The sequence below is a fragment of the Haloferax sp. S1W genome (genome assembly GCF_044593955.1).
Lineage (GTDB): Archaea > Halobacteriota > Halobacteria > Halobacteriales > Haloferacaceae > Haloferax.
In genome coordinates, this window is sequence record NZ_CP172595.1 from 2,861,684 (window position 1) to 2,881,832 (window position 20,149).

At 62.7% G+C, this 20,149-nt stretch carries 24 protein-coding genes; 6 read left to right on the top strand and 18 right to left on the bottom strand.

The window, feature by feature from the left end:
• The first annotated feature begins 32 nt into the window (after positions 1 to 32).
• The 3 genes from ACH9L7_RS14955 (at position 33) to nagZ (ending at position 3,603) form a co-directional block, all read left to right on the top strand.
• Positions 33 to 1,010: a carbohydrate ABC transporter permease gene (locus tag ACH9L7_RS14955; protein ID WP_396611486.1), complete on the top strand. Its 978-nt coding sequence runs from the start codon at positions 33 to 35 to the stop codon at positions 1,008 to 1,010.
• Between the two features lies 1 nt (position 1,011).
• Positions 1,012 to 1,923: a carbohydrate ABC transporter permease gene (locus tag ACH9L7_RS14960; protein WP_396613291.1), complete on the top strand. Its 912-nt coding sequence runs from the start codon at positions 1,012 to 1,014 to the stop codon at positions 1,921 to 1,923.
• A gap of 96 nt (positions 1,924 to 2,019) precedes the next feature.
• Complete coding sequence (gene nagZ / locus ACH9L7_RS14965; protein WP_396611487.1) at positions 2,020 to 3,603, top strand: beta-N-acetylhexosaminidase; 1,584 nt, start codon at positions 2,020 to 2,022, stop codon at positions 3,601 to 3,603.
• Positions 3,604 to 3,681: 78 nt separating this feature from the next.
• On the opposite strand, the gene ACH9L7_RS14970 is transcribed toward nagZ, so the two are convergent.
• Genes ACH9L7_RS14970 through ACH9L7_RS14980 form a run of 3 tightly spaced genes read right to left on the bottom strand, consistent with a single transcriptional unit; the run spans position 3,682 to position 6,093 of the window.
• The gene (locus ACH9L7_RS14970; RefSeq protein WP_396611488.1) at positions 3,682 to 4,056 is read right to left on the bottom strand and encodes a Rid family detoxifying hydrolase; all 375 of its coding nucleotides are present in this window, start codon (positions 4,054 to 4,056) and stop codon (positions 3,682 to 3,684) included.
• Positions 4,057 to 4,113: 57 nt separating this feature from the next.
• The gene (locus ACH9L7_RS14975) at positions 4,114 to 4,818 is read right to left on the bottom strand and encodes a PIG-L deacetylase family protein (protein ID WP_396611489.1); all 705 of its coding nucleotides are present in this window, start codon (positions 4,816 to 4,818) and stop codon (positions 4,114 to 4,116) included.
• Between the two features lie 48 nt (positions 4,819 to 4,866).
• Positions 4,867 to 6,093, bottom strand: a complete 1,227-nt coding sequence (locus tag ACH9L7_RS14980; RefSeq protein WP_396611490.1) for an aminotransferase class V-fold PLP-dependent enzyme — start codon at positions 6,091 to 6,093, stop codon at positions 4,867 to 4,869.
• A gap of 168 nt (positions 6,094 to 6,261) precedes the next feature.
• On the opposite strand from ACH9L7_RS14980, the gene ACH9L7_RS14985 reads away from it, so the two are divergent.
• Together ACH9L7_RS14985 and ACH9L7_RS14990 are read left to right on the top strand one after the other, a co-directional pair.
• A complete protein-coding gene (locus ACH9L7_RS14985) occupies positions 6,262 to 7,392 on the top strand; it encodes an ABC transporter ATP-binding protein (RefSeq protein ID WP_396611491.1) in 1,131 nt (376 codons plus the stop codon).
• Between the two features lie 588 nt (positions 7,393 to 7,980).
• Complete coding sequence (locus ACH9L7_RS14990) at positions 7,981 to 8,634, top strand: potassium channel family protein (RefSeq protein WP_396611492.1); 654 nt, start codon at positions 7,981 to 7,983, stop codon at positions 8,632 to 8,634.
• Between the two features lie 278 nt (positions 8,635 to 8,912).
• On the opposite strand, the gene ACH9L7_RS14995 is transcribed toward ACH9L7_RS14990, so the two are convergent.
• Genes ACH9L7_RS14995 through ACH9L7_RS15005 form a run of 3 tightly spaced genes read right to left on the bottom strand, consistent with a single transcriptional unit; the run spans position 8,913 to position 11,475 of the window.
• Positions 8,913 to 9,686 carry a phosphate ABC transporter ATP-binding protein gene (locus ACH9L7_RS14995; protein WP_396613292.1) on the bottom strand — a complete coding sequence of 258 codons (774 nt, stop codon included), beginning with the start codon at positions 9,684 to 9,686 and terminating at the stop codon, positions 8,913 to 8,915.
• A gap of 46 nt (positions 9,687 to 9,732) precedes the next feature.
• Positions 9,733 to 10,425, bottom strand: coding sequence for an ABC transporter permease (locus ACH9L7_RS15000; protein WP_396611493.1), 693 nt, complete (start codon positions 10,423 to 10,425; stop codon positions 9,733 to 9,735).
• Positions 10,426 to 10,449: 24 nt separating this feature from the next.
• Entirely contained in the window at positions 10,450 to 11,475 is a 1,026-nt protein-coding gene (locus tag ACH9L7_RS15005) for a substrate-binding domain-containing protein (RefSeq protein WP_396611494.1), read from the bottom strand.
• A gap of 232 nt (positions 11,476 to 11,707) precedes the next feature.
• Here ACH9L7_RS15005 and ACH9L7_RS15010 point away from each other — a divergent pair, with 232 nt between their 5' ends.
• Complete coding sequence (locus ACH9L7_RS15010; RefSeq protein ID WP_396611495.1) at positions 11,708 to 12,184, top strand: PIN domain-containing protein; 477 nt, start codon at positions 11,708 to 11,710, stop codon at positions 12,182 to 12,184.
• A 45-nt stretch (positions 12,185 to 12,229) separates the two neighbouring features.
• Here the strand turns inward: ACH9L7_RS15010 and ACH9L7_RS15015 are convergent, their stop codons facing one another.
• The 12 genes from ACH9L7_RS15015 to ACH9L7_RS15070 all read right to left on the bottom strand — a co-directional run bounded on the left by ACH9L7_RS15015 (position 12,230) and on the right by ACH9L7_RS15070 (position 19,840).
• Positions 12,230 to 12,406 carry a hypothetical protein gene (locus ACH9L7_RS15015; protein ID WP_396611496.1) on the bottom strand — a complete coding sequence of 59 codons (177 nt, stop codon included), beginning with the start codon at positions 12,404 to 12,406 and terminating at the stop codon, positions 12,230 to 12,232.
• A 99-nt stretch (positions 12,407 to 12,505) separates the two neighbouring features.
• Positions 12,506 to 13,300 carry an SDR family NAD(P)-dependent oxidoreductase gene (locus ACH9L7_RS15020; RefSeq protein ID WP_396611497.1) on the bottom strand — a complete coding sequence of 265 codons (795 nt, stop codon included), beginning with the start codon at positions 13,298 to 13,300 and terminating at the stop codon, positions 12,506 to 12,508.
• Positions 13,301 to 13,342: 42 nt separating this feature from the next.
• Positions 13,343 to 13,726: an ACT domain-containing protein gene (locus ACH9L7_RS15025; RefSeq protein ID WP_396611498.1), complete on the bottom strand. Its 384-nt coding sequence runs from the start codon at positions 13,724 to 13,726 to the stop codon at positions 13,343 to 13,345.
• 75 nt (positions 13,727 to 13,801) lie between these two features.
• Complete coding sequence (locus tag ACH9L7_RS15030; RefSeq protein ID WP_396611499.1) at positions 13,802 to 14,440, bottom strand: non-canonical purine NTP pyrophosphatase; 639 nt, start codon at positions 14,438 to 14,440, stop codon at positions 13,802 to 13,804.
• A gap of 51 nt (positions 14,441 to 14,491) precedes the next feature.
• Complete coding sequence (locus tag ACH9L7_RS15035; RefSeq protein ID WP_396611500.1) at positions 14,492 to 14,767, bottom strand: DUF5808 domain-containing protein; 276 nt, start codon at positions 14,765 to 14,767, stop codon at positions 14,492 to 14,494.
• A 64-nt stretch (positions 14,768 to 14,831) separates the two neighbouring features.
• A complete protein-coding gene (locus tag ACH9L7_RS15040) occupies positions 14,832 to 16,490 on the bottom strand; it encodes a bifunctional N(6)-L-threonylcarbamoyladenine synthase/serine/threonine protein kinase (RefSeq protein ID WP_396611501.1) in 1,659 nt (552 codons plus the stop codon).
• 36 nt (positions 16,491 to 16,526) lie between these two features.
• Entirely contained in the window at positions 16,527 to 16,832 is a 306-nt protein-coding gene (locus ACH9L7_RS15045; RefSeq protein WP_004059326.1) for a 30S ribosomal protein S24e, read from the bottom strand.
• Between the two features lie 69 nt (positions 16,833 to 16,901).
• Positions 16,902 to 17,441, bottom strand: a complete 540-nt coding sequence (locus tag ACH9L7_RS15050) for a GTP-dependent dephospho-CoA kinase family protein (RefSeq protein WP_396611502.1) — start codon at positions 17,439 to 17,441, stop codon at positions 16,902 to 16,904.
• 1 nt (position 17,442) lies between these two features.
• Positions 17,443 to 17,640 (bottom strand): transcription elongation factor subunit Spt4, encoded by a 198-nt coding sequence (spt4, locus tag ACH9L7_RS15055; protein WP_396611503.1) that lies wholly within the window; start codon positions 17,638 to 17,640, stop codon positions 17,443 to 17,445.
• On the bottom strand, positions 17,640 to 18,212 hold the full coding sequence (locus ACH9L7_RS15060) for a DNA-directed RNA polymerase (protein WP_396611504.1): 573 nt from the start codon (positions 18,210 to 18,212) through the stop codon (positions 17,640 to 17,642). The genes spt4 and ACH9L7_RS15060 overlap by 1 nt, the downstream gene beginning before the upstream one ends.
• A 7-nt stretch (positions 18,213 to 18,219) precedes the next feature.
• Entirely contained in the window at positions 18,220 to 18,588 is a 369-nt protein-coding gene (locus tag ACH9L7_RS15065; protein WP_396611505.1) for a DUF188 domain-containing protein, read from the bottom strand.
• A gap of 22 nt (positions 18,589 to 18,610) precedes the next feature.
• Entirely contained in the window at positions 18,611 to 19,840 is a 1,230-nt protein-coding gene (locus ACH9L7_RS15070) for a translation initiation factor IF-2 subunit gamma (RefSeq protein WP_396613293.1), read from the bottom strand.
• Positions 19,841 to 20,149: the final 309 nt, after the last annotated feature.

Sequence of the window (20,149 nt, forward strand, 5' to 3'; positions counted from 1 at the left end):
ATATTTATGAACCAGTTGAGAAGTGATGCCACATGTTAGAACGTGCCAAAACAGGATTCACTAGAGCCGTCCCGGACTGGGTACAGGTTCGAATACCCAGACTGAGCGACGATACGCGATTCGCCTACAAACTCCTCCTCCCGGCGTTCCTGATGATGGGGATTATCCACTTTCTCCCCATCGTCTGGGGCTTCTACATCAGTTTCGTCCAACTCGATGCGTCGTACGTGTCGAACTGGTGGAACGCGCCGATAGTCGGGTTCGAAAACTACGCCAAGATATTCAATCCGAGCACTATCGTCGGCGCGGAGTTTTGGACTTCGCTTCGGCAGACACTCATCTTCACCGTCGGGTCCGTCGTGGGGATATACACGCTCGGGCTTGCGACGGCACTCCTCTTGAACCGTGATTTCCGCGGGAAACTCGCGGCGCGAACGCTCGTGTTGGTGCCGTGGATTGCGCCCGCCGTCGTAACTGTCTTGACCTGGCAGATGATGTTCCGCACCGACACCGGGATGATAAACCACATCCTCCGGATGGCGGGTCTCATAGACGGGTCGTTCTTCTGGCTCATCGGTTCGCGGTCGATAGTCGCGATTACCGTCGTGTGGATGTGGCAGAACTTCCCGTGGGCAGCGATTATGCTCTACGCCGGACTGCAATCGATTCCGGAGCACCTCTACGAGGCCGCAGAGACCGACGGTGCGGGTCGCTGGGGCAAGTTCCGGTACATCACGATGCCGCAGTTGAAGCCGGTTTCAGTCGTCATCGTCCTCCTGATGGTCGTCTGGACGCTCATCAACTTCACCGTCCCGTACGTGCTTCTCGGGGCGAGTCCGAGCGACTCGGGGAAGGTGTTGATGTTGTTCATCTACAACTACGCCTTCTCCAACTGGTCGTTCGGACTCGGTGCGGCGATGAGTACGGTCCTGTTCATCGTCGCGATGATACTCGCGTACATCTACTACAGTCGCGTCATCGGCGGCGAGTTCGAAGGAGGTGCCATCTGAGATGCTGAGCGCACTTCGAACCGAAGACGAAGGCGGCCGCATCCCCGAGTCGTGGCGGTTGACGACCGACGGCCGCGAACTCCTTTTCGACGCGTTCGCGCGCTTCGCGCTCGGATTGGTTCTCCTGTTCGCGCTGTTCCCAATCTGGATGATGGTGATGAACAGCTTCAAATCTCGCAGCCAGGTGATGACCAAGAACCCGTCGCTCGTTCCCAGCGAGTTCCACGTCTCGAACTATTTCGAGATGTGGCAGCGGTTCCCGCTTTTCGATTACTTATTCAACAGCCTCGTCATTGCCAGCGTGACGACGGTCGTGACCATCCTTATCGCCAGCCTCGCGGCCTATGCGTTCTCCCGATACGAGTTCCCCGGCAAGGCGAAACTCGAACTGTCGATTCTCGGGACGCAGATGATTCCCGGTGTGCTCATCCTCTTGCCGATGTACCTGCTTTTCATCAACATCCAGATGCAGGTCGGCCTCCCGATGAAGGATACGTATCACGGGCTCATCTTCCTCTATTCGACGTTCACCATCCCCTTCGCAATCTGGATGCTCCGCGGCTACTTCGACACCATCCCGAAGGCGTTGGGTGAGGCTGCTCGAATCGACGGCTGTACTCGACTCGGCGCGCTCTTCCGGGTCGTGATGCCCCTCGCCGCGCCGGGCATCGCCGCCACCTCGATGTTCGTGTTCCTCCTCGCGTTCAACGAGGTGCTGTTCGCGTCTGTCCTCGGTTCCGACAGCGTCACGCCGTTCGCAATCGGTATCCAGGAGTTCCAGACGCAGACGCAGACCTACTGGGGACAGATGATGGCGGCGTCGACGGTGGCGACGATTCCACTGTTGTTCCTGTTCGTCCTGTTCCAGAAACCCATCGTCTCCGGACTGACCTCCGGCAGCGTGAAGCACTAACGTCAGCACCACCCGAGACGATTTTTGTCGGACCGTCGCGCCAAACTGTGCGTCAGACAGTAGCACTAAGACCGCTCACCGCGACTGTCCGGTCGAATGACAGACAACGTGTCGACAGCAGAGCGTTCGGTCCCGCTCGAAGAGAAGGTCGGACAACTGTTCGTCGCTGGCTTCGACGGCACCGAACCGACCGACGATATCGAACAGCTACTCTCGTCACACCACCTCGGCGGCGTCATCTACTTCAGTCGAAATATCGAGTCGCCCGAACAGGTCGCGTCGCTCTCGGAGACACTCCAGACTATCGCGCGCGACGCGGGTGAACCACCACTCCTCATCGCCACAGACCAGGAAGGCGGCGTCGTCTCCCGATTCGACTGGGGCGCACAACTGCCCAGTCAGATGGCACTCGGAGCGACACGCGACCCCTCGAAACTCCGGACGGCGGGCGAGACAGTCGGCGACGAACTCGCCTCGCTCGGCATCTGGATGAACTTCGCGCCGGTGCTGGACGTGAACAACAACCCCGAAAACCCGGTCATCGGCGTTCGGTCGTTCGGTGACGACCCGGAAGTCGTCGGCGAGTTGGGGTCGGCACTTGCGGCCGGACTCCAGTCTGCGGGGGTCGCGGCCTGCGGGAAGCACTTCCCCGGCCACGGCGACACTGAAACCGACTCCCATCGGTCGCTTCCGGTCATCCCGCACGACAGGGACCGACTGGAGGCCGTCGAGTTCGTCCCGTTCCGTCGCGCTATCGACGGCGGCATCGACGCCATCATGACGACCCACATCGCCTTCCCGGCGATTACGGGCGACGACACGCTCCCGGCCACGCTCTCAGAAGCGGTTCTCACGGGTATCCTCCGCGAGGAGTTCGGGTTCGACGGCCTCATCGTCTCCGACTGTTTGGAGATGCACGCCATCGCCGGGACGGTCGGAACTGCCGAGGGAGCGGTCCAAGCACTCGCGGCAGGGTGTGACGTGGTGCTCGTGTCTCACTCGCCGGAGCGCCAACGCGAGGCTATCGAGCGAGTTATCGACGCCGTCGAGTCCGGTGACCTCCCCGAAGCACGAATCGACAGCGCGTACGAACGAGTCCGGAAGTACAAGCGCCGACAGTTCGGCGACGACCACGACACCACATGGGAGTGGCCAGCGGCGGTCGAGCAGTCGCGAACGGTCGCGCGGCAACTCGCCCACGACTGTGTGACAGTCGTCCGTGACCGCGACGATACCCTTCCATTCGACACGACGGAGCCGATTCACCTCGTCGGCTTTTCGGGGACCGCCCAGTCGGACGCCGAGGACGACCGATACGACCCGAGTGACTTTCTCGCGTCGCTCGCGCGGCACGATGTCGAGGTGTTCTTCCACCGAGTGCCGGACCCCGAGGAGTACACCCACCCGTTCGATGGGGGCGAGCAGGTCGTCGCCGCGACGTACCACACCCGGTCGAACCCCGGACAGGCGCGCGTCGTCCGCGAGATAGCCGCCGCATCGACCACGCTGGCCGTCATCTCGGTTCGGGACCCGTACGACCTCGCTGCGGTCCCTGACGTCTCGACGTACGTCACGGGCTATGGCTACTCGCCCGCGATGCTCGACGCACTCGCGGACGTCGTCCTCGGGCACGCGGACGGAAGCGGGACGTTGCCGGTGACGATTCCGAACGTGGAGTGACGGGTTTCAGCGTCGAGTACCGAATGTCGCGGGAAGTGTGGAGATTCGCGGAGGAAGGAACGGACGGCGGCGATTCGGTTACGTCTCGGCGACGACTTCGATTTCGACTTTGATGTCGACGGGGAGTTTCACGACTTCGACCGCGCTGCGGGCGGGGTAGGGAGATGACAGCAGTTCGCCGTACACCTCGTTGACGCGGTCGTAGTAGCGCATGTCGTTGACGAAGACGGTGGCTTTCACGACATCGTCGAGGGAAGCACCGCCAGCGTCGAGGACCGCCGCGACGTTTTCGAGGGTCTGTCTCGTCTGTTCGCGCACGTCCTGACTGACAACCTCGCCGGTATCGGGGTCGATTGGTCCCTGTCCGGAGACGTAGATGGTGCCGTCGGTTTCGATTCCTTGAGAGAACGGGCCGATACTCGCGGGTGCGTCGTCGGTAGTGAGTTCACGCATTGGTAGGGTACGTCGTTGGATTCTTGTTGAGAGTGCGTCGTTGGATTGTGGTCGGACTCAGTGCAGGTAGTCTCGGGCCTGTTCGTGAAGCGGGGCGAAGCCTTCGGCCGCCTCACAGCCGACGCGCTTGCCGAGGGACATCCCCTCGGCGCGGAGGCTGTCGACCAGATTGTCGAACTCGGCGTCGATGCCGCCGTGGTCGACGAGAAAGTCGATTTGTGACTCGTGCTGTTCGAGCGCCTCGATTTTCGTGTCGAGGTGGCCGGAGATGTCAACGAACGTCTCGGGTTCGAACGACGAGGTGGGCTTGCCGAAGAAGTAGATGTTGTCGGGGTCACAGGGTTCGAAATCGGTCTCGGCCAGCGGGAGCGACGCCATGTAGTAGGCGTCCGTCACGAGGCGGGAGGTCGCCTGATGGTCCGGGTGTAAGTCGTCTCGGAAGTGCGTGAGGACGATATCTGGGTCGTACTTCCGGAGCACATCGACGAGCGCAATGCGGTTTTCGAGGGAGTACTCGACACGACCGTCTTTGAACCCGAGGAACTCGACTTCATCCACACCGAGAATTTCGCCTGCGGCCCGCGATTCCTCGGTTCTGACTGCTGCGACCGCTTCTTCGGTGCTGCTCCCGAGTCCGCCGTACTCCCCGCGAGTCATGTGCGCAACCGTGACGTGGTCGCCGCGTTCGGCGTGTTTTGCGAGCGTTCCGCCGCAGAAAATTGCAGCGTCGTCTGGATGCGCGACTATTGCTAACACGTTCATCGCATTTGTCAGTGCGACTACCTGATAAAATAAGTTTGCGTTCCGTCGTCAGACGACGACGTTGTCGACGATTCGGTCGGCGACGTAGTCGGCTTCCTCGTCGGTCAGGCACATCGGGTTGGCGACGACTTCACCCTCGTCGATTCTGTCGCCGCCGACGTACACGCGGGGGTTCTCGGCACGGAGTCGGCGGACGAGTTCGAGTGCAGTCGTCTCGGACGACCCGTCGACGTTGATGACCACTTCGGGGGCCACGCTGACGTCGTTGCCGCCGGTGACGTGCGTCTCTAGTCCTGCTTCCTCGACAGAGCGAGCGATGGTCTCGGCGCGGTTCTGCCACTCGCGCTGCGTCTCGGACTGCTCTTCCTCGATGAACGCATCCAGTGCGTAGATGAGGCCGACCAGTTCCTCCTTTCCGACTTTCATCGGACGGCCGATTCCCTGGCGGGGGACGCCAGCGAAGTTATCGAGGTCGATGAGTCGCTCCGGTGGCGACCACGCCGCCTCGGCGACGTGCATGTCGAGGTGCTGGAGCGCGATAGACTCGATATACTGCTGTTTTCCGGCGACGATGCCAGTTGTCTGTGGGCCACGGATACCCTTGCCGCCGCTGAACACGACGAGGTCAGCGCCCTGTTCGACGAACCGAGAGAAATTCGAGCGCGGCGGTAACTCGGCGGCCGCGTCGACGATGACGGGAATGTCGTGGTCGTGGGCGATGTCGGCGACCACGTCGAGCGGGGGTTGCGTGTACGACTTCTCCATGTAGGCGATGGCGGCCGTCTCGTCGGTGATGTTCGCCTCGATTTCCCACGGTTCTACGTTCGTCGACCCGGTTCCGAGATGGTGGTCGTTGGTCCCGATATCGACGATGGTCGCGCCGGCGGTTCGGAGCGCGTGGTCGTAGCCGGTGCGGTGTGTCCGCGGCATCAGTATCTCACTCGGCAGTCCCTCGGTGTCGGGGAGGCGGTCCATCGCAGCGACATCGTGTCCGGCGATAGCCGCCGCGGCGGACAGGCACAGACCGGCGGCCGCCCCGCTCGTGACGTACCCCGCTTCTGCGCCGGTGACTTCGGCGATACGGTCCGACGCGGCCGCTTGGAGGTCTCCAAGTTCGACGAACGTCGCGGCGGCGGCGTTCATCGCTTCGAGCGCCTCGTCTCTGATGAGACTGCCGCCGATTCGTGTCTTCGTCCCGGCCGCGTTGACCACTGACGGGACGTCCAACTCATCGTAGATGGAGTCGGTGTGACTCCGGTAACGTTGCTCTGTCATTGTGGCTCACTGGAAACGAACGAGTCGTTAGTGACTCCAGATACGTTCCAGTGTCATTTGCGCTGCATATAAACGTTCGCTTCGGCTCAATGGCGGCGTCTCCGCTGCCGCCGTGGGTAGTGATGACAAAGCATTATATAGTTTGACTGTAAAGGTTGGCAAGAAAGCATGTCACAGTTAGAGCTGCGTACCCTCCGGAAAGAGTTCACCGGAGGTGGAGAAGACATCGTCGCGGTCGACGATGTGGACTTGACACTCAACGACGGCGAGTTTCTGGTTCTCGTTGGTCCGTCCGGGTGCGGGAAGTCGACGACGCTTCGAATGATTGCCGGGTTGGAGCCGGTCACGGCCGGGGACGTTGTCATCGACGGTGAGTCGGTGACGGACCTGGAACCGCGCGAGCGCGACATCGCCATGGTGTTCCAGAATTACGCACTGTATCCCCATATGACGACCCGCGAGAACATCGGCTTCGGGCTGAAGATGACGACTGACCTCGGCACGGAGGAACGAAACCGCCGCGTCAAAGAGGTCGCCGAGTCACTGGGAATCGGAGAACTACTCGACGATTATCCGAAAGAGCTGTCCGGCGGCCAACAACAGCGCGTCGCGCTCGGCCGTGCAATCATCCGCGACCCGGAAGTGTTCTTGATGGACGAACCGCTTTCGAACCTCGACGCGAAGCTTCGGACGCAGATGCGGACGGAACTCAAGGCCCTTCAGGACGACCTCGGCGTCACCACCGTCTACGTCACCCACGACCAGACGGAGGCGATGACGATGGGCGACCGCATCGCCATCCTCAATCACGGGGAGTTACAGCAGGTTGGGACGCCGCTGGAGTGTTATCACCGCCCAGCCAACAGGTTCGTCGCTGGCTTCATCGGTGCCCCCTCGATGAATTTCCTCGACGTAACCTCCGACGGCGACCGACTCACACACAGGTTGTTCGACTACGAGGTGTCCGCCGACACCGCCCGCAACATCGACGAATACGACCGCGTGACGATGGGTATCCGTCCGGAAGACATTCGAGTCGTAGACGGCCCGGACGTACAAAACCCAATCGAGGCTGACGTTCACCTCGTCGAACCGCTCGGCGACGTATCCCACGTCACGTTGAACGTCGGCGAACAGCGACTCACCGCCGCCGTTCCGGGTGGACAGACGTTCGAGCGGGGCGAAGAAGTCACACTTCAGTTCCCGGAGGAGCATCTCCACCTGTTCGATGCGAGTTCCGGGCAGGCATTGAAAAACAGTTCACAGTCCGCCGACGAAGAACTCGCTATCCACGCCTGAGCACACCCGAGAGACGACTGCACCCGAACCGAGTCGTGGTGTGTAGCGACGCCCATCCCGTGTAGCTACGAGTAAGGAAAAACTCCATTCGAGTTTTCGAAATACAGTCTTTCGAGCGATGAGGTATACGATATAGTGACTAATATATTTGAATTCTGTCTATTAGTGTGAACGTACTATGTTTGTGTTCGTGGAAGTAGAACGAGCGTTCTGGCAACGAACAGTGAGCGTTGCCTGTGACTCAAACCCTCAGCCGTGTGTGTTCACACGCTGTATCCAGAAGAATTAGCTAATTTCTCTCCCTATTACTTCGGCAGTTGGTGCTGTCACCAGAAAGAATCCCGAACCGAGGTACGTCCCAATATCCTCAATCATATCAGAATTCAAATTTGTTCCTGAAGGTCTAGGATAGACGGATAGTGAACACGTTCTGATAGTATAAACTCATATATAGTTTTAAAATACGTCTGCCATACGAAGCGACATCTCACAGCTGACTCCAACTGCGAGCACCACACCCGTCCGGCGTCGCAAATCAACACCCAATTGAGGGCCACCTTTTAGCCATCTGGTGTGTATCGTATTATCATGAAGTTCGTTATCGTGGGGTATGGTCGCGTCGGTACACGAACCGCCCGTATCCTTCGTGAGGAAGGCCACGATGTGACCGTCGTCGACAACAACGAGAAGAAAGTCGACCGTGCCCTCGACGAGGGGTTCGATACGATTCTCGGCGACGGCGGCACCGAGAGCGTTCTGAAACAGGCCGGAATCGAGGACGCAGACGCCGTCGGCGGTTTGACCGGCGAGCCGAACATCAACTTTGCCGCCTGTATGCTCGGCAAGGAGTTTGGCTGTCGGACGGTCATGCGAATCAGCGAGGACTACAGACAGGAGATATACGAGCGCTACGCCGACGATGTGGACGAAATCGTCTACCCCGAACGCCTCGGTGCCGCGGGTGCGAAGACGGCGCTCCTCGGCGGCGACTTCAACGCCCTCGGCGACCTGACGGACAAGTTGCGACTCGCGACGGTAACGGTCCCCGAGGGCGCGCCAATCGTCGGTGAACACGTCGCGAGCATCGACCTTGGCACCGATGGGCGAATCTACGCCCACGGGCGGAAGCGCGAACCGATGACGATTCCGCTTCCCGGAACCGTCGTCGAACCGGGTGACCACCTGGCGCTTCTCACCGAGCGCGACGAACTCGAAAACGTTCGGAAACAACTGCTCGGTTGAGACGGCGCGACGGCTCTCGATTTTTTGTGGGTCTTCGAAAGAGACGGCGCCGTGGTGGCGACGCCGCGCGCCGTGCCGGGGGTGCCAGAACGGTCTTGGTGTGCCGGGCGCGCGGGTGGGAGGATGGGAACTGAGGCCGAATGTGCGCGCCCACCCGACGGATACGTATCGCGGACCATAAACTTACGTCAGACGGACGTTCTGGCTTCCTATCCGGTGAGTTCACCCACTATCGAGTAGTCGAATCGACACCGAATCGCGGGTCGAAAAATGTAGGGTCAGTAGACGAGTTTCCCTTCGACGAATCGCCGAACCCGGTCGTCGCTCGGCGATTCGAACACGCGGTCTGTCGGTCCAGATTCGATACAGGTTCCGTCGAGAAGCACCGCCGTGCGGTCTGAGACACGTTGTGCTTGCTGCATATCGTGGGTGGCTAACGCGACGGCGATACCTCGGTCGCGTGCGGCCCGCATTGCGGCTTCGATGACCGCGGTGTTTCGCGGGTCGAGGTTCGATGTGGGTTCGTCGAGGAGCAACACGTCCGGGTCGGGTGCGAGCGCACGGGCGATGGCGACACGCTGTGCTTCACCCGCGGACAGCGACCCGGCGTCGCGGGACGCCTTGTCTTTCATGCCCACCGTCTCCAGCGCCGTCTTCACCGCCTCGTCGTAGTCCTCACGACCCAGTACTCCCGAGACGGCACCGGCGACTCGCTCCTTCCACGAGCGACGCACTCGCAGGCCGTAGGCGACGTTGTCGGCGACGCTCGCCGAGAACAGACTTCGATTCTGGAATCCCATCCCGATGCGACGCCTGACTTCGAGTCGGCGCGCGTCGGACATCTCCCACACGTCGTCCCCACCGAACTCGACGACGCCACTATTTGGCCGGTCGAACATCGCGAGGAGGCGAAAGAGCGTGGTCTTTCCCGTTCCCGAGGGACCGACCACTGCCAGTATCTCACCGGGTTCGACGTCGACGGACACGGCTTCGAGAATCGCCCCGTTTTCGAAGCCGTGGGTGATGTCCGCCGCGGTGAGGCCGTCTGTCATCGTCGGCCTCCGTTCGTCCTCATCGTCTCCGGTCGCCTCTGTGTGGTCATCGTCGCCCTCCGCTCGGCGTTCGGTCACGGAAGCGCGCTCCGAGTGCGTTGACCGCGAGGACGAGTGCCAGAAGAATCGCACCGAGGGCGATACCCGTCTCGATGTTGCCCTTCCGCGCCTCGACGGTGATAGCAGTCGTGAGGGTACGCGTAAACGAAGTCCCGTCCGAGAAGACGATGTTCCCCCCGACGATGAGAACCGACCCAACCTCGCTGATGGCGCGACCGTAGGCGGCGAGAAGCGCCGTGACGATGCCGTAGCGCGCTTCCCTGACGACCAACAGGGCAACGTCCGTCGAGGTGCCGCCAGTGGCGAAGGCGGCGTCTCTGATGTCCTGTGGGACCGATTGAATCGCAGAGAGGGCGACGCTCACGAGAACCGGGAGCGCGAGGACCGTCTGCGAGAGAATCATGGCCTCGGGCGTAAACAGCAGTTCGAACGTTCCGAGCGGGCCTGACCGCGAGAGCGCCAAGAGTACGAGCAGGCCGACAACGACGCTCGGAAAGCCCATCCCCGTCGAGATGACGGAGGTGACTATCGACTTCCCGCGGAAGTCGCGGAAGCTCACGGCCAGCGCCATCGGGAGGCCGAGGACGGCACTGACGAGAACCGCTGCGGTGCTCACGTACAGCGAGACAAGTGTGATGCTCACCAGATACGTGAGGTTCAGGTCTCCGAGGCCGAACACGGGAGATGGTGGGGCCGGACTGGACTAAAAGTCCTCGGGGACGTTCTCGGCAACCCACTGTTCGAACTGGGCGTCGGAGACGGACGCCGAGGCGTTGCCACTGCCGTCGTAGTCCTCGGGCACGTACTGGCCGAACTGCGGCGATTCGGACAGCGCGTTGGGGAAGAACAACTGTGACCCGTTTACGGTGTACGAGTCGATGATGTCCTGTCCCTCGGGACTCGTCAGGAATCCGGCGTACGCCATCGCAAGCGAGTAGTTCACGTCGGGGTACTTCGCCGGGTTGACCGGGATGACGCCATAGGGGTTCTTCAGGATGGTCGGCCCGCCTTTGAGCGGCCCCTGAACGAGAATTTCGAGGTCGATGTTGCTCTTCGTGGCGAGATACGTCCCGCGGTCAGAGAGGGTGTACGCGCCGGACTGGTCGGCCTGCACGAGCGTGTCGCCCATCCCTTTTCCAACCTCGCGGTACCACGTTCCACCCGGGTCGACGCCCGATGCGTCCCAGACGAGCAGTTCCTTCTTGTTCGTCCCCGAGTCGTCACCGCGGGAGACGAACGTCGATTCTGACTCGGCGATGGCGGCGAAGGCGTCGGTGGCACTCTCCGTGCCTTTGATATCCGCCGGGTCGTCCGCCGGACCGACCACGACGAAGTCGTTGAACATCACGTCGCGCCGGTTGACGCCGTAGCCCTCTTTCAGGAACGTGTCTTCCGCACCGCGAGCGTGGACGAGAATCACGTCTGCGTCGCCGTTTCGCGCCGTCTCGATTGCCGCGCCCGTCCCCTGCGGGATGGTCTTGACTTTCGCGTTGAACTGCTCTTCGAACACCGGGTTGAGTTCGTCCAGAAGCCCCGTGTCGTAGGTACTCGTCGTGGTTGCGAGCGTCAGTTCCTGCTTCGAACCACTCGACTCGCCACCGGTGTCGGCGTTCGTGTCTCCATCACCGGCCGCTGCTTGGGGCGGACTCGGCTCCCCTGTACAACCGCTGAGTCCGAGAACCGCCCCAACACCGGCAGCCTGCAAGAAACGCCGTCGCTGTATTGCCATGCCAGTGTCGTGTGCTGAACGGGAATTAACTGTTTCCCAGACGACGAAACCGCAATTGGTTTCGCTCTCTCTGCATCGTCACTGATTGTGTGTGCTTTCGGTTGCGTCGGTTTCTTTTCGGTCGCCGCTCTCGTCTCTTCTATGACGTGGCAGTCGCTTTTCGAACGCGCCGCCGACTACGAGACGACCGAGGACGACATCACAGAGGCGCTTCGCGCCCACCGAGAGGACGATGCCTGACGGTTCCCCGTCGCCAACTCGCGTCGTCGCAGACGCCGACGTGCTCGCCGCAGACCTCCTTGTCGGCGGTGCCTCCCGAGACGCCCTCGACCACCTTCGGGCCCACTCGTGGACGACGCTCGTCGCCAGCGAGGCGCTTCTCGACGACGCCGAGGCCATTATCGCCACGCTCGCCGACGAGGAACTGGCCGCGGACTGGCGCGACAAGGCCGACGTGTGGGTCGAACTCGTCGACCACCCCGAAGGCGACCAACCCGCACTCGCGTCCGCCTATCGCGGTGGGGCGATGCACCTTCTCACCTTCGACGACGAACTCCAGTCCGCGAAGGCTGGCGCGGCCCTCAGCGGCCGTTTCCCGGTGAGTATCCGCGAGCCGCGGGCGTTTGCGACGCTCTTCGCTCCCGAAAGTCTCTATGCGGAAGTCGAATCCGGTGTGTATCCCGGGCCTGACCGCGACCCACGGGCCTGACTGCGAACCGGAATTAAACCCTTCCTCGTCAGTGTCGCTGTCGCTTCACTCGCCAGCCACGATGCGCGAGACACCGAATGCGGCCAGAATGGTGACGACTCCGAACCCGACTGCGACACCGATACTGTCCGGCGACCCTCGGAAGAACACCGCGATGGCGACGAACAGTGCCACTGCGTAGCCACCGACCGCGCCCGTGGCGATGGCTGTCGTTCGGTTCATACCTGACAGTTTGTCTGGCACGTGTGTTGCTCTGTCCCCTCTCTACAGCGGGTTACTGGGACTCCAACGACTGGCGGCCGCCTCGGCCGCTTCTGTGACTCACGTGGGTTGCTGTGCGACCTTCACGAAGCGTCTCACGAACGGCCGAGGCAGGAACCGCACGAGGACCGACCCGAGCCAGTGTCGCGTCCCGGGGACGACGACGACTTTTCCGCGGTTCATGCCCCGGATTCCCGCCTTCGCAACCTCTCGGGCGTCCATCACGCCGCCTTCGAGGAGGCGAGAGTTCTCCATGTCGGCGCGCGACTGGAAACCAGTGTCTGTCGGCCCGGGACACAGCGCCGTGACCGTCACGCCGGTTTCACGGCACTCCTCTGCCAGCGCCTCGGAGAACGAGAGCACGTACGCCTTCGTTGCGTAGTACACGGCCATCAGTGGCCCGGGCTGAAAGCTCGCTGTCGACCCGAGATTGAGTATTTTCCCCGACTCGCGGTCCAGCATGCCCGGCAGGAACAACTTCGTGAGTTGCGTCAGGGCTGTGACGTTCACCTCGATTTCGTCAACTTCGCGCTCGTGGTCGACATCCACGAAGGGGCCGTACGTCGCGAATCCGGCGTTGTTGACAAGCACGTCCACTTCGATGTCGCGCTCGCGGAGTGCCTCGAATATCTCTCGGGGCGCGGCCCGCTCGGAGAGGTCTTTCACGAGGACGACGACAGCGGTTCCGTATGCGTCGTTTACGTCCGCAGCGAGTTCTCGGAGGTCGGCTTCGCTTCTCGCAACGACGACGAGGTCATGTCCGTCTGCGGCGAGGAGTTCCGCGAGTTCACGTCCGATACCGCCGGATGCGCCAGTGACGAGCGCAACAGGTTCGTCGCGGTCGGGAAACGTCATATCCCTCTCAACGTGTCGGATGCTAACAACCGCTTGGGTGGATTAGCGCTCTACGGCGCACCCAAGTCCTTCGAGTTTTCGCGTCGCCGCCGCGACATCGGTTTCTTTCACGAGGACGTGGTCGGTCGAGTACGACGAGAGCGCGAATATCGAGATGTCCTCCTCGGCGAGCACGGTTGCGACCGCCGCCAGAAACCCGACGAGTTCGAACGGCAGCACCATCTCGAAGGTGAGTCGCTTCCATCCGTCTTCGGCCTCGATGACGGTCGATTCGTCCACTGACCCCGCCTCGGCTATCACCGTCGTCTCAGTCTCGTCTTGAATCGTCGCGAACGCCTCGGGGTCGGGTCGCGTCGTCTTGTAGACGGTGTACGTCTCGGCCGAGACGCTGACCGTGCCACCTTCGAAGAAGTCTGTGGGCTTCATGCAGAAGTGTCGACCCCTGACTGCGTAAACGTCGGGGGGTCCCGGCTACTCCGCGCCCGACGAGGTATCCTTCACTCACTCCGTTCGCTCAGCGTACCACGTCGCAAACTTCGCTAGCGCCCGCCCACGGTGCGAGATTCCGTTTTTCTCCGTCGCGGACATCTCCGCGAACGTCTTCCCGTCGTGTTCGAAGATGGGGTCGTAGCCGAACCCGCCGTCACCCCGCGGAGGGACAAGTCGGCCGTTGACGACGCCTTCGAAGAGCTTCACGGGGAGGGCCTCGGTCTCTTCTACGTCCTGTTCGGCACCCCGGGCGGCCGCGACGGTCCGGTCGTCGCGGTCCACCGGGTCGGGACTGGCTTCGAATCCCTCGCCGTCGCAGTACGCGAGCACGCACCGGAAGGACGCGCGGCGCGGTTCGTCCAGTTCGCCAGCGGCCAGTCGGTACACCGCTTCGACGCCGAGCGTGTCTTCGGCGTAGGAGGAGTACGGGCCGGGGAAGCCGTCGAATCCATCGATGAAGAGTCCGGCGTCGTCCACAAGGACGGGTTCGCCGGCGTAACGGTACGCTTCGCGGGCACCGTGGGCCGCAATCGGGCCGAGTTCGGATGCCTGCACTTCGGTGTAGTCGAAGTCCAGTTGGGTCACGTCGTCGTCGAGGTAGTCGAGGGCCTCGCGAACCTTGCCCTCGTTCGTGGTGACGTACCTGAGCATATCCGCCCATCTGCGGGCGGGGTGTGAAAAGTCGTCGGTGTGGCGCGGGCGTTAGTCGACGATGACTTCGACCGGGCCTTCGTCTTCCGCCGCTTCTTCTTTCTTTTCGCCCTTCTGGCGCTCGTTCCAGAGAAGCCCACCAGCGACGAGTAGCACGACCCACGAGCGCCAACTGGCAAGGTTCAGCGTGTAGCCGATGCCGAACGGCTTCTCGACGAGCATGCCCTCGCCGGGCTGCCAGTACGACGACAGCAGGCGGCCGACACTCGGGCGCTCGAAGTTGTACGGGATGCCAAAGAGAGTTCCTCGCTGCGGTTTGTCTGCCATACGGGAAGAATACGCCCGCTCCCGATAAATCGTTTTGGCCTTCCGACGTGTTTTGTGCGACGGGTTACCGATACCGTCCGCGGGTCTCCACCTGTCGAAGACGCGAGATAACGTCCGCGGAGCCGACCTCCTCGTAACCCGCTTCGAGCGCCGCGACCAGCGGGGCGGCGTCGTCGGCCGTCCCCTCAACGCTCTGGGCGAAGACGTGGAGGTCCATCGCGTGGTCCTCGACGTGACCCGAGTGGAACCCGAGGCCGAAGTCGATGAGGTAGACGCGCGTGTCCCCGTCGGCGTCCGTCTCGACCCGGACGTTTCGGGTCGTCGGGTCGCCGTGGACGATGCCCGCCTGATGCAGTCGGGCGAGGTACTCGCCGACCGTTCGCACCGCGTCGGCATCGAGGCACTCTGCGAGGTCCGCGTCGCCGACCTTCTGGAAGGTGATGACACCCTCGACGGGGTCGATGTCGCGGACGACGGGCGTCCGAACTCCGGCGCGACGGGCGTCGCTCGTCAGTCGCGCCTCGGCTTTCGTGCGCTCGCCGCGCAGCCGGTCGTCGAGTTTGGGGTGGCGATAGGTCTTCGGCACGCGGCGTTTCACGACGTCGTCGGTGCCGATATCGACCGTCGCTTCGGCACCTCGAATCGCACCGTCGTCAGTGTAGGCGCGCGCGACCGATTCGTCGTCGCCGCGCCACGTCACGTCGACCTGATCCGGCCGGAAGTTCGGGTCGACCGAGGACTCGCTGATGGGGAGGGTATCCCCCGCTTCGAGCATCCGCGCGCCGAGGACGGCAATCATCCCGGCGTTGTCGCCGAGGAACTGCGGGTCGGGTGCGTGGAACTTCGCGCCGCGCTGTTCGCACATCTCGGCGAGCATCTCTCGCAGGCGGGCGTTGTGGCCGACGCCACCGCCGAGGACGAGTTCGTCCGTCCCCGTGAGCGAGAGCGCGCGCTCCGAAACCTCGGTGAGCATCGCGAAAATTGTCTCTTGCAGTCCCACGCAGATGTCGGAAACGGGTGTTCCGGCGTCCGCCTCCTCCTTGGCAGCGCTCATGATGCCGGAAAAGGAGAAATCCATCCCCTTGACGACGTACGGCAGGTCGATGTACGACCCATCTTCCGCGGCCCGTTCGACCTTCGGCCCGCCGGGATGGGTCCATCCGACGTGGCGGGTGAACTTGTCGATAGCGTTGCCGACGCCGGTGTCCATCGTCTCACCGAGGACGCGATACCGACCGTTGTGGTAGCCGAGCAAGTGGGCGTTCGCGCCCGAGGCGTTCAAACAGACGGGCGATTCGAACCCGGACTGGTAGCGCCCGATTTCGAGGTGCGCGACCATATGGTTGACGCCGACGAGCGGCACGTCGAGCGTCTGGGCCACGGAGCGGGCAGCAGTGCCGACGATACGGAGACACGGTCCTAAGCCCGGGCCGCGAGAGAACGCGACGGCATCGACGATGGGGCCGTCGCCGTCGTGGCGCTCGGCGGCGTGCGCGAGGGCAGTGTCGACGACGCCGGGGATGGCGTTCGCCATGTGTTCGGCCGACTCGCGCGGGTGGATACCGCCGCTGTCGGGCTGATAGGGGTCCGATTCGATAAAGACGTGGTCGGACGCGGGGTCCGGCGTTCGCTCGGTTCCGTGGCCGAGTGCGGCGGGGTCGTCAGTTTCGAAAATCGCTGCGCTCGCGGCCCACGCTGTTCCTTCGATTCCGAGAATACGCATCGAGAGTTGATCGAAAACGGCGATTCGAAACCGAGATTAGGCCTCTTCGGCCTCGGCTTCGGCGTCGGTAATCTTGTTGCGCTCGAGCATGTGCTCCTGTTCGACGTCGCGCGCGAACTCGGGGCTCTCGTAGACCTTGGCGTAGCCAGCGGTCTTGCGCATGCCGAACTTCGTGTCGAGTTCGTGGACGACGACTTCGTCGGAGTCCTTGTTCAGCTTGGCCGCGAGGGAGTCACGAACCGACAGGCGCGACGGCGTCGCTTCCTCGTGGACAATCTCGAATCGGACATCCGTCCGATGCAACATGGGGTTCTCCTCCTCGGAGATGATTTCGATATCCATGGTTCAGTTACCAGTACTTCCCCCCGAAGCAAGTAAAAGGATTTCGAAGGGAGAGGGAGAGACCGGTCCTCAGGCGTCGAGTGGCGCAAGGACGGCGTCGATATCGCCCTCGAACTGGGTGAGAAGGTCCCGCATCTCGGTCTTCGCCGCGTCTGTGACCCGGATTCTGACCATTCCTTCGTCGGGCTGGCCGTAGACGACGGTCGAATCGAGCGGCGCGGCGAGAACCGCGGGAAGGGTCGCGAGGTCTTCTTCACCCTCGACGAGGAGCGTCGTCGGCTCGTCCGCGGTGAGGGCGTCGACGAGCGCTTCGACGAGGGCGCGCGAAATCGTACCCGGTTCGTTCGCAACCTCGACGAGACGACCCGTCTCGACGGCCCGGCGAATCTCCTCGCCGACCGCTTCGCGCTTCGTCTTTCCATCGACGACGGCGACATCCGGCGCTCGTCCTGCGCGTCGGAGGTGGTAGGTGACAACGTCGCCGACGGCGACAAGCGGCGTCTCTCGCTCCTCGCTCGCGGCGTCCGCGAGCAACTCGTCGGCCTCGGTGTAGACGGGGCCGAACGGGTCTTTGAACGCCGCACGGAGCGCCGTCGGCAGGGTAAGCATCTTAGCGGACCTTGAGCGCGTAGCCGCCGGGTTCGCTGACGTTCATTTCGTCGGCGATTTCGCTTTCTTCGGGGTGGGTGATGACGACGTAGCCCGCCCAGTCCTCGGTGAGGCTGGTCGACCCACAGTTATCGCACGTCTGCGAGTCGGGGTCGTTGACGAAGTGGCACTCGCGGCAGGCGAGACGCTTTCGCGCCATCAGTTACCCTCCGCCGACGCCTCGCTCTGCTGGCGCTTCGCTTCGAGCCAGCCGTGCTTGCCGAGCCCCGGCTGTTTCGCGGTCAGTCCAATCTTGGAATCGCGCGGGTTACGCTCGTCGATGCTCTTTGTGACGATGCGAGCGCGCACCTCGTCGTCCACAGCGAGCGTCTGGTTGGACTCGGTGGATGCGAGTTGCTGGTTCTCGCCGTCGTAGGCGAGGTATTCGTCGGAAATCTGCGAGACGTGCAGCAGACCGTCGACCGGGCCGATGCCGATGAACGCACCGAACTCGACCACTTCGACGACGATGCCGTCGACGACTTCCTGCATGTCGGGGTCGTAGGTGATGGCGTCGAACTCGGCTTCGTAGTAGACACCGGGCCGGTTGGGGAGTACGGTCCCCTCGCCGATGTTGCGTACGTTCACGACGCTCACGACGCTCCCAACGTCTTCGTCCATTCGTCCTTCCAGTTTGTCCTGCAACAGCCGCTTGACCCGCTCGGGCGTCACGTCGCCCAGGTGGCGTGGCGGGACTTCCACTGTGTCTTTGAGTCGTACCCGTTTGTACATAGTTTCGTTATGGTTCCGTGATTGCCAGTGTGGCGTGCCCGCGGATACTGATGACGGGAATTCCGCAGTCGAGTATCCGGTCACGGAGGGGCTTGTCGTTCGTGACGACGTAGTCCGTCTCGCCCGACTCGGCGAGTTCGACGACCGCGTCGTCGGCGTACGATTCCTCGGTTTCGACCGCTCGGCACCGAGTCGCCAGGTCCGCACCCACGCTCGCGGCGATGGCCTCTTCCCCCCCGCCCGTCGAGAGCTTCTCCAGCTCGTCGAGGACGGCCGTGGGGACGACGAGGTCCACGTCGGCCGAGAGTAACCGGTCGAGTTCGTCGAACACGCGAACGTCGAGTTCGACCGGCATCATGAGTGCGTTCGTGTCCATGACGACTACGGTAGCGCTCACGTCACTTGAGGGTCCCGATACCGATGAGGCGCCAGCGGGCACCCACACGGCGGTTGATAGCTATCTTCGCACCCTCGGCGGCGCAGACGGGTCGCTTGAGCGACACCTCGGCCTCGCCGGTGCGCGCACTCGTCACCGCGCCGACGGTGGTCGCGGTGCCGACGGTGAGCATCAGCGGTTCGCCCGTCGAAATTTCTTCGACGTCGTCTTGGTCGCCGCCGACCACACGGTCGAGCAGTTCGACGTCCATCGTGAACTGCTCGCGGGTCGGGGGGAGGGTTCCGGGTTCGCCTGCGAGTTGCCCCGCGAGGGCGTCACCCTTGGTCAGACTCGGGTCGAGACCGGTCCCGACACCGCAGAGTCCACCGGGGCGAACTTCGTCGACCATGTTGCCGCCCGCCTGCAGCGAGCGAATCTCGGTCGTGATGGGCCGCCACTCGGTCTGGCCCTCTTCTTCGACCTCGCGGCCGGGTCGAAGTTCGATTTCGTCGTCTTCTTCGAGCTTTCCGGCGACGACGCTGCCGCCGATGACGCCGCCCGAGAGGTTCTCCCACGTCGTCCCCGGACGGTTGATGTCGAAGCTCCGTGCGACGTACATCTGGCTCGCTTCGCTCTCGTCGCGGTCGGGCGTCGGAATCTCCTCTTCGATGGCCTCGATGAGGAGGTCGAGGTTGACCTCCTGTTGGGCACTGACGGGAACGATGGGAGCATCTTCTGCGACCGTGCCCTTCACGAACTCCTTGATTTGCTCGTAGTTCTCGACGGCCCGTTCGCGGTCGACGAGGTCGACCTTGTTCTGTGCGATGACGATGTTCTCGATGCCGATGATATCGAGCGCCATCAGGTGCTCGGCCGTCTGGGCCTGCGGGACGTCCTCGGTCGCGCTCACGAGCAGAATGGCACCGTCCATGATGGCGGCACCAGAGAGCATCGTCGCCATGAGCGTCTCGTGACCGGGCGCGTCCACGAACGAGACAGTGCGGAGCACCTCGGTCGCGTCGCCGTCTTCGGTCGTTTCTTCGACAGTGTAGCACGCCGGCGGTTCTTCGCCGGGAATCTTACGGAACGTTGCGTCAGCGTATCCGAGGCGGATGGAGATACCGCGCTTCATCTCCTCGGAGTGCTGGTCGGTCCACGACCCGGACAACGCTTGAACGAGCGTCGTCTTGCCGTGGTCGACGTGACCGACGAGTCCGATGTTCACCTCCGGTTGTTGTGGGTTTTGCGTCACCATTGACCTCCTGAGAGTAATCTTGCGTGAACTTCGCCCCGAGCGCCTGATAAAGGTGCTGTTCTCGAAGCGGTTGCTCTGGCTCCACGTCGGGCGGTCACACGCGACGTGGCTGGTTCGGTGACGGCGGTCAGGCGGTGGTCGTGGCGTGGCTGTCAGCGCCGTGTTCGCGTCTTGACTCTCGCGTTCACACCAGCCCTCTCGCGTTCACACCAGCCCTCTCGCGTTCACACCAGCCCTCTCGCGTTCACACCAGCCCTCTCGCGTTCACACCAGCCCTCTCGCGTTCACACCAGCCCTCTCGCGTTC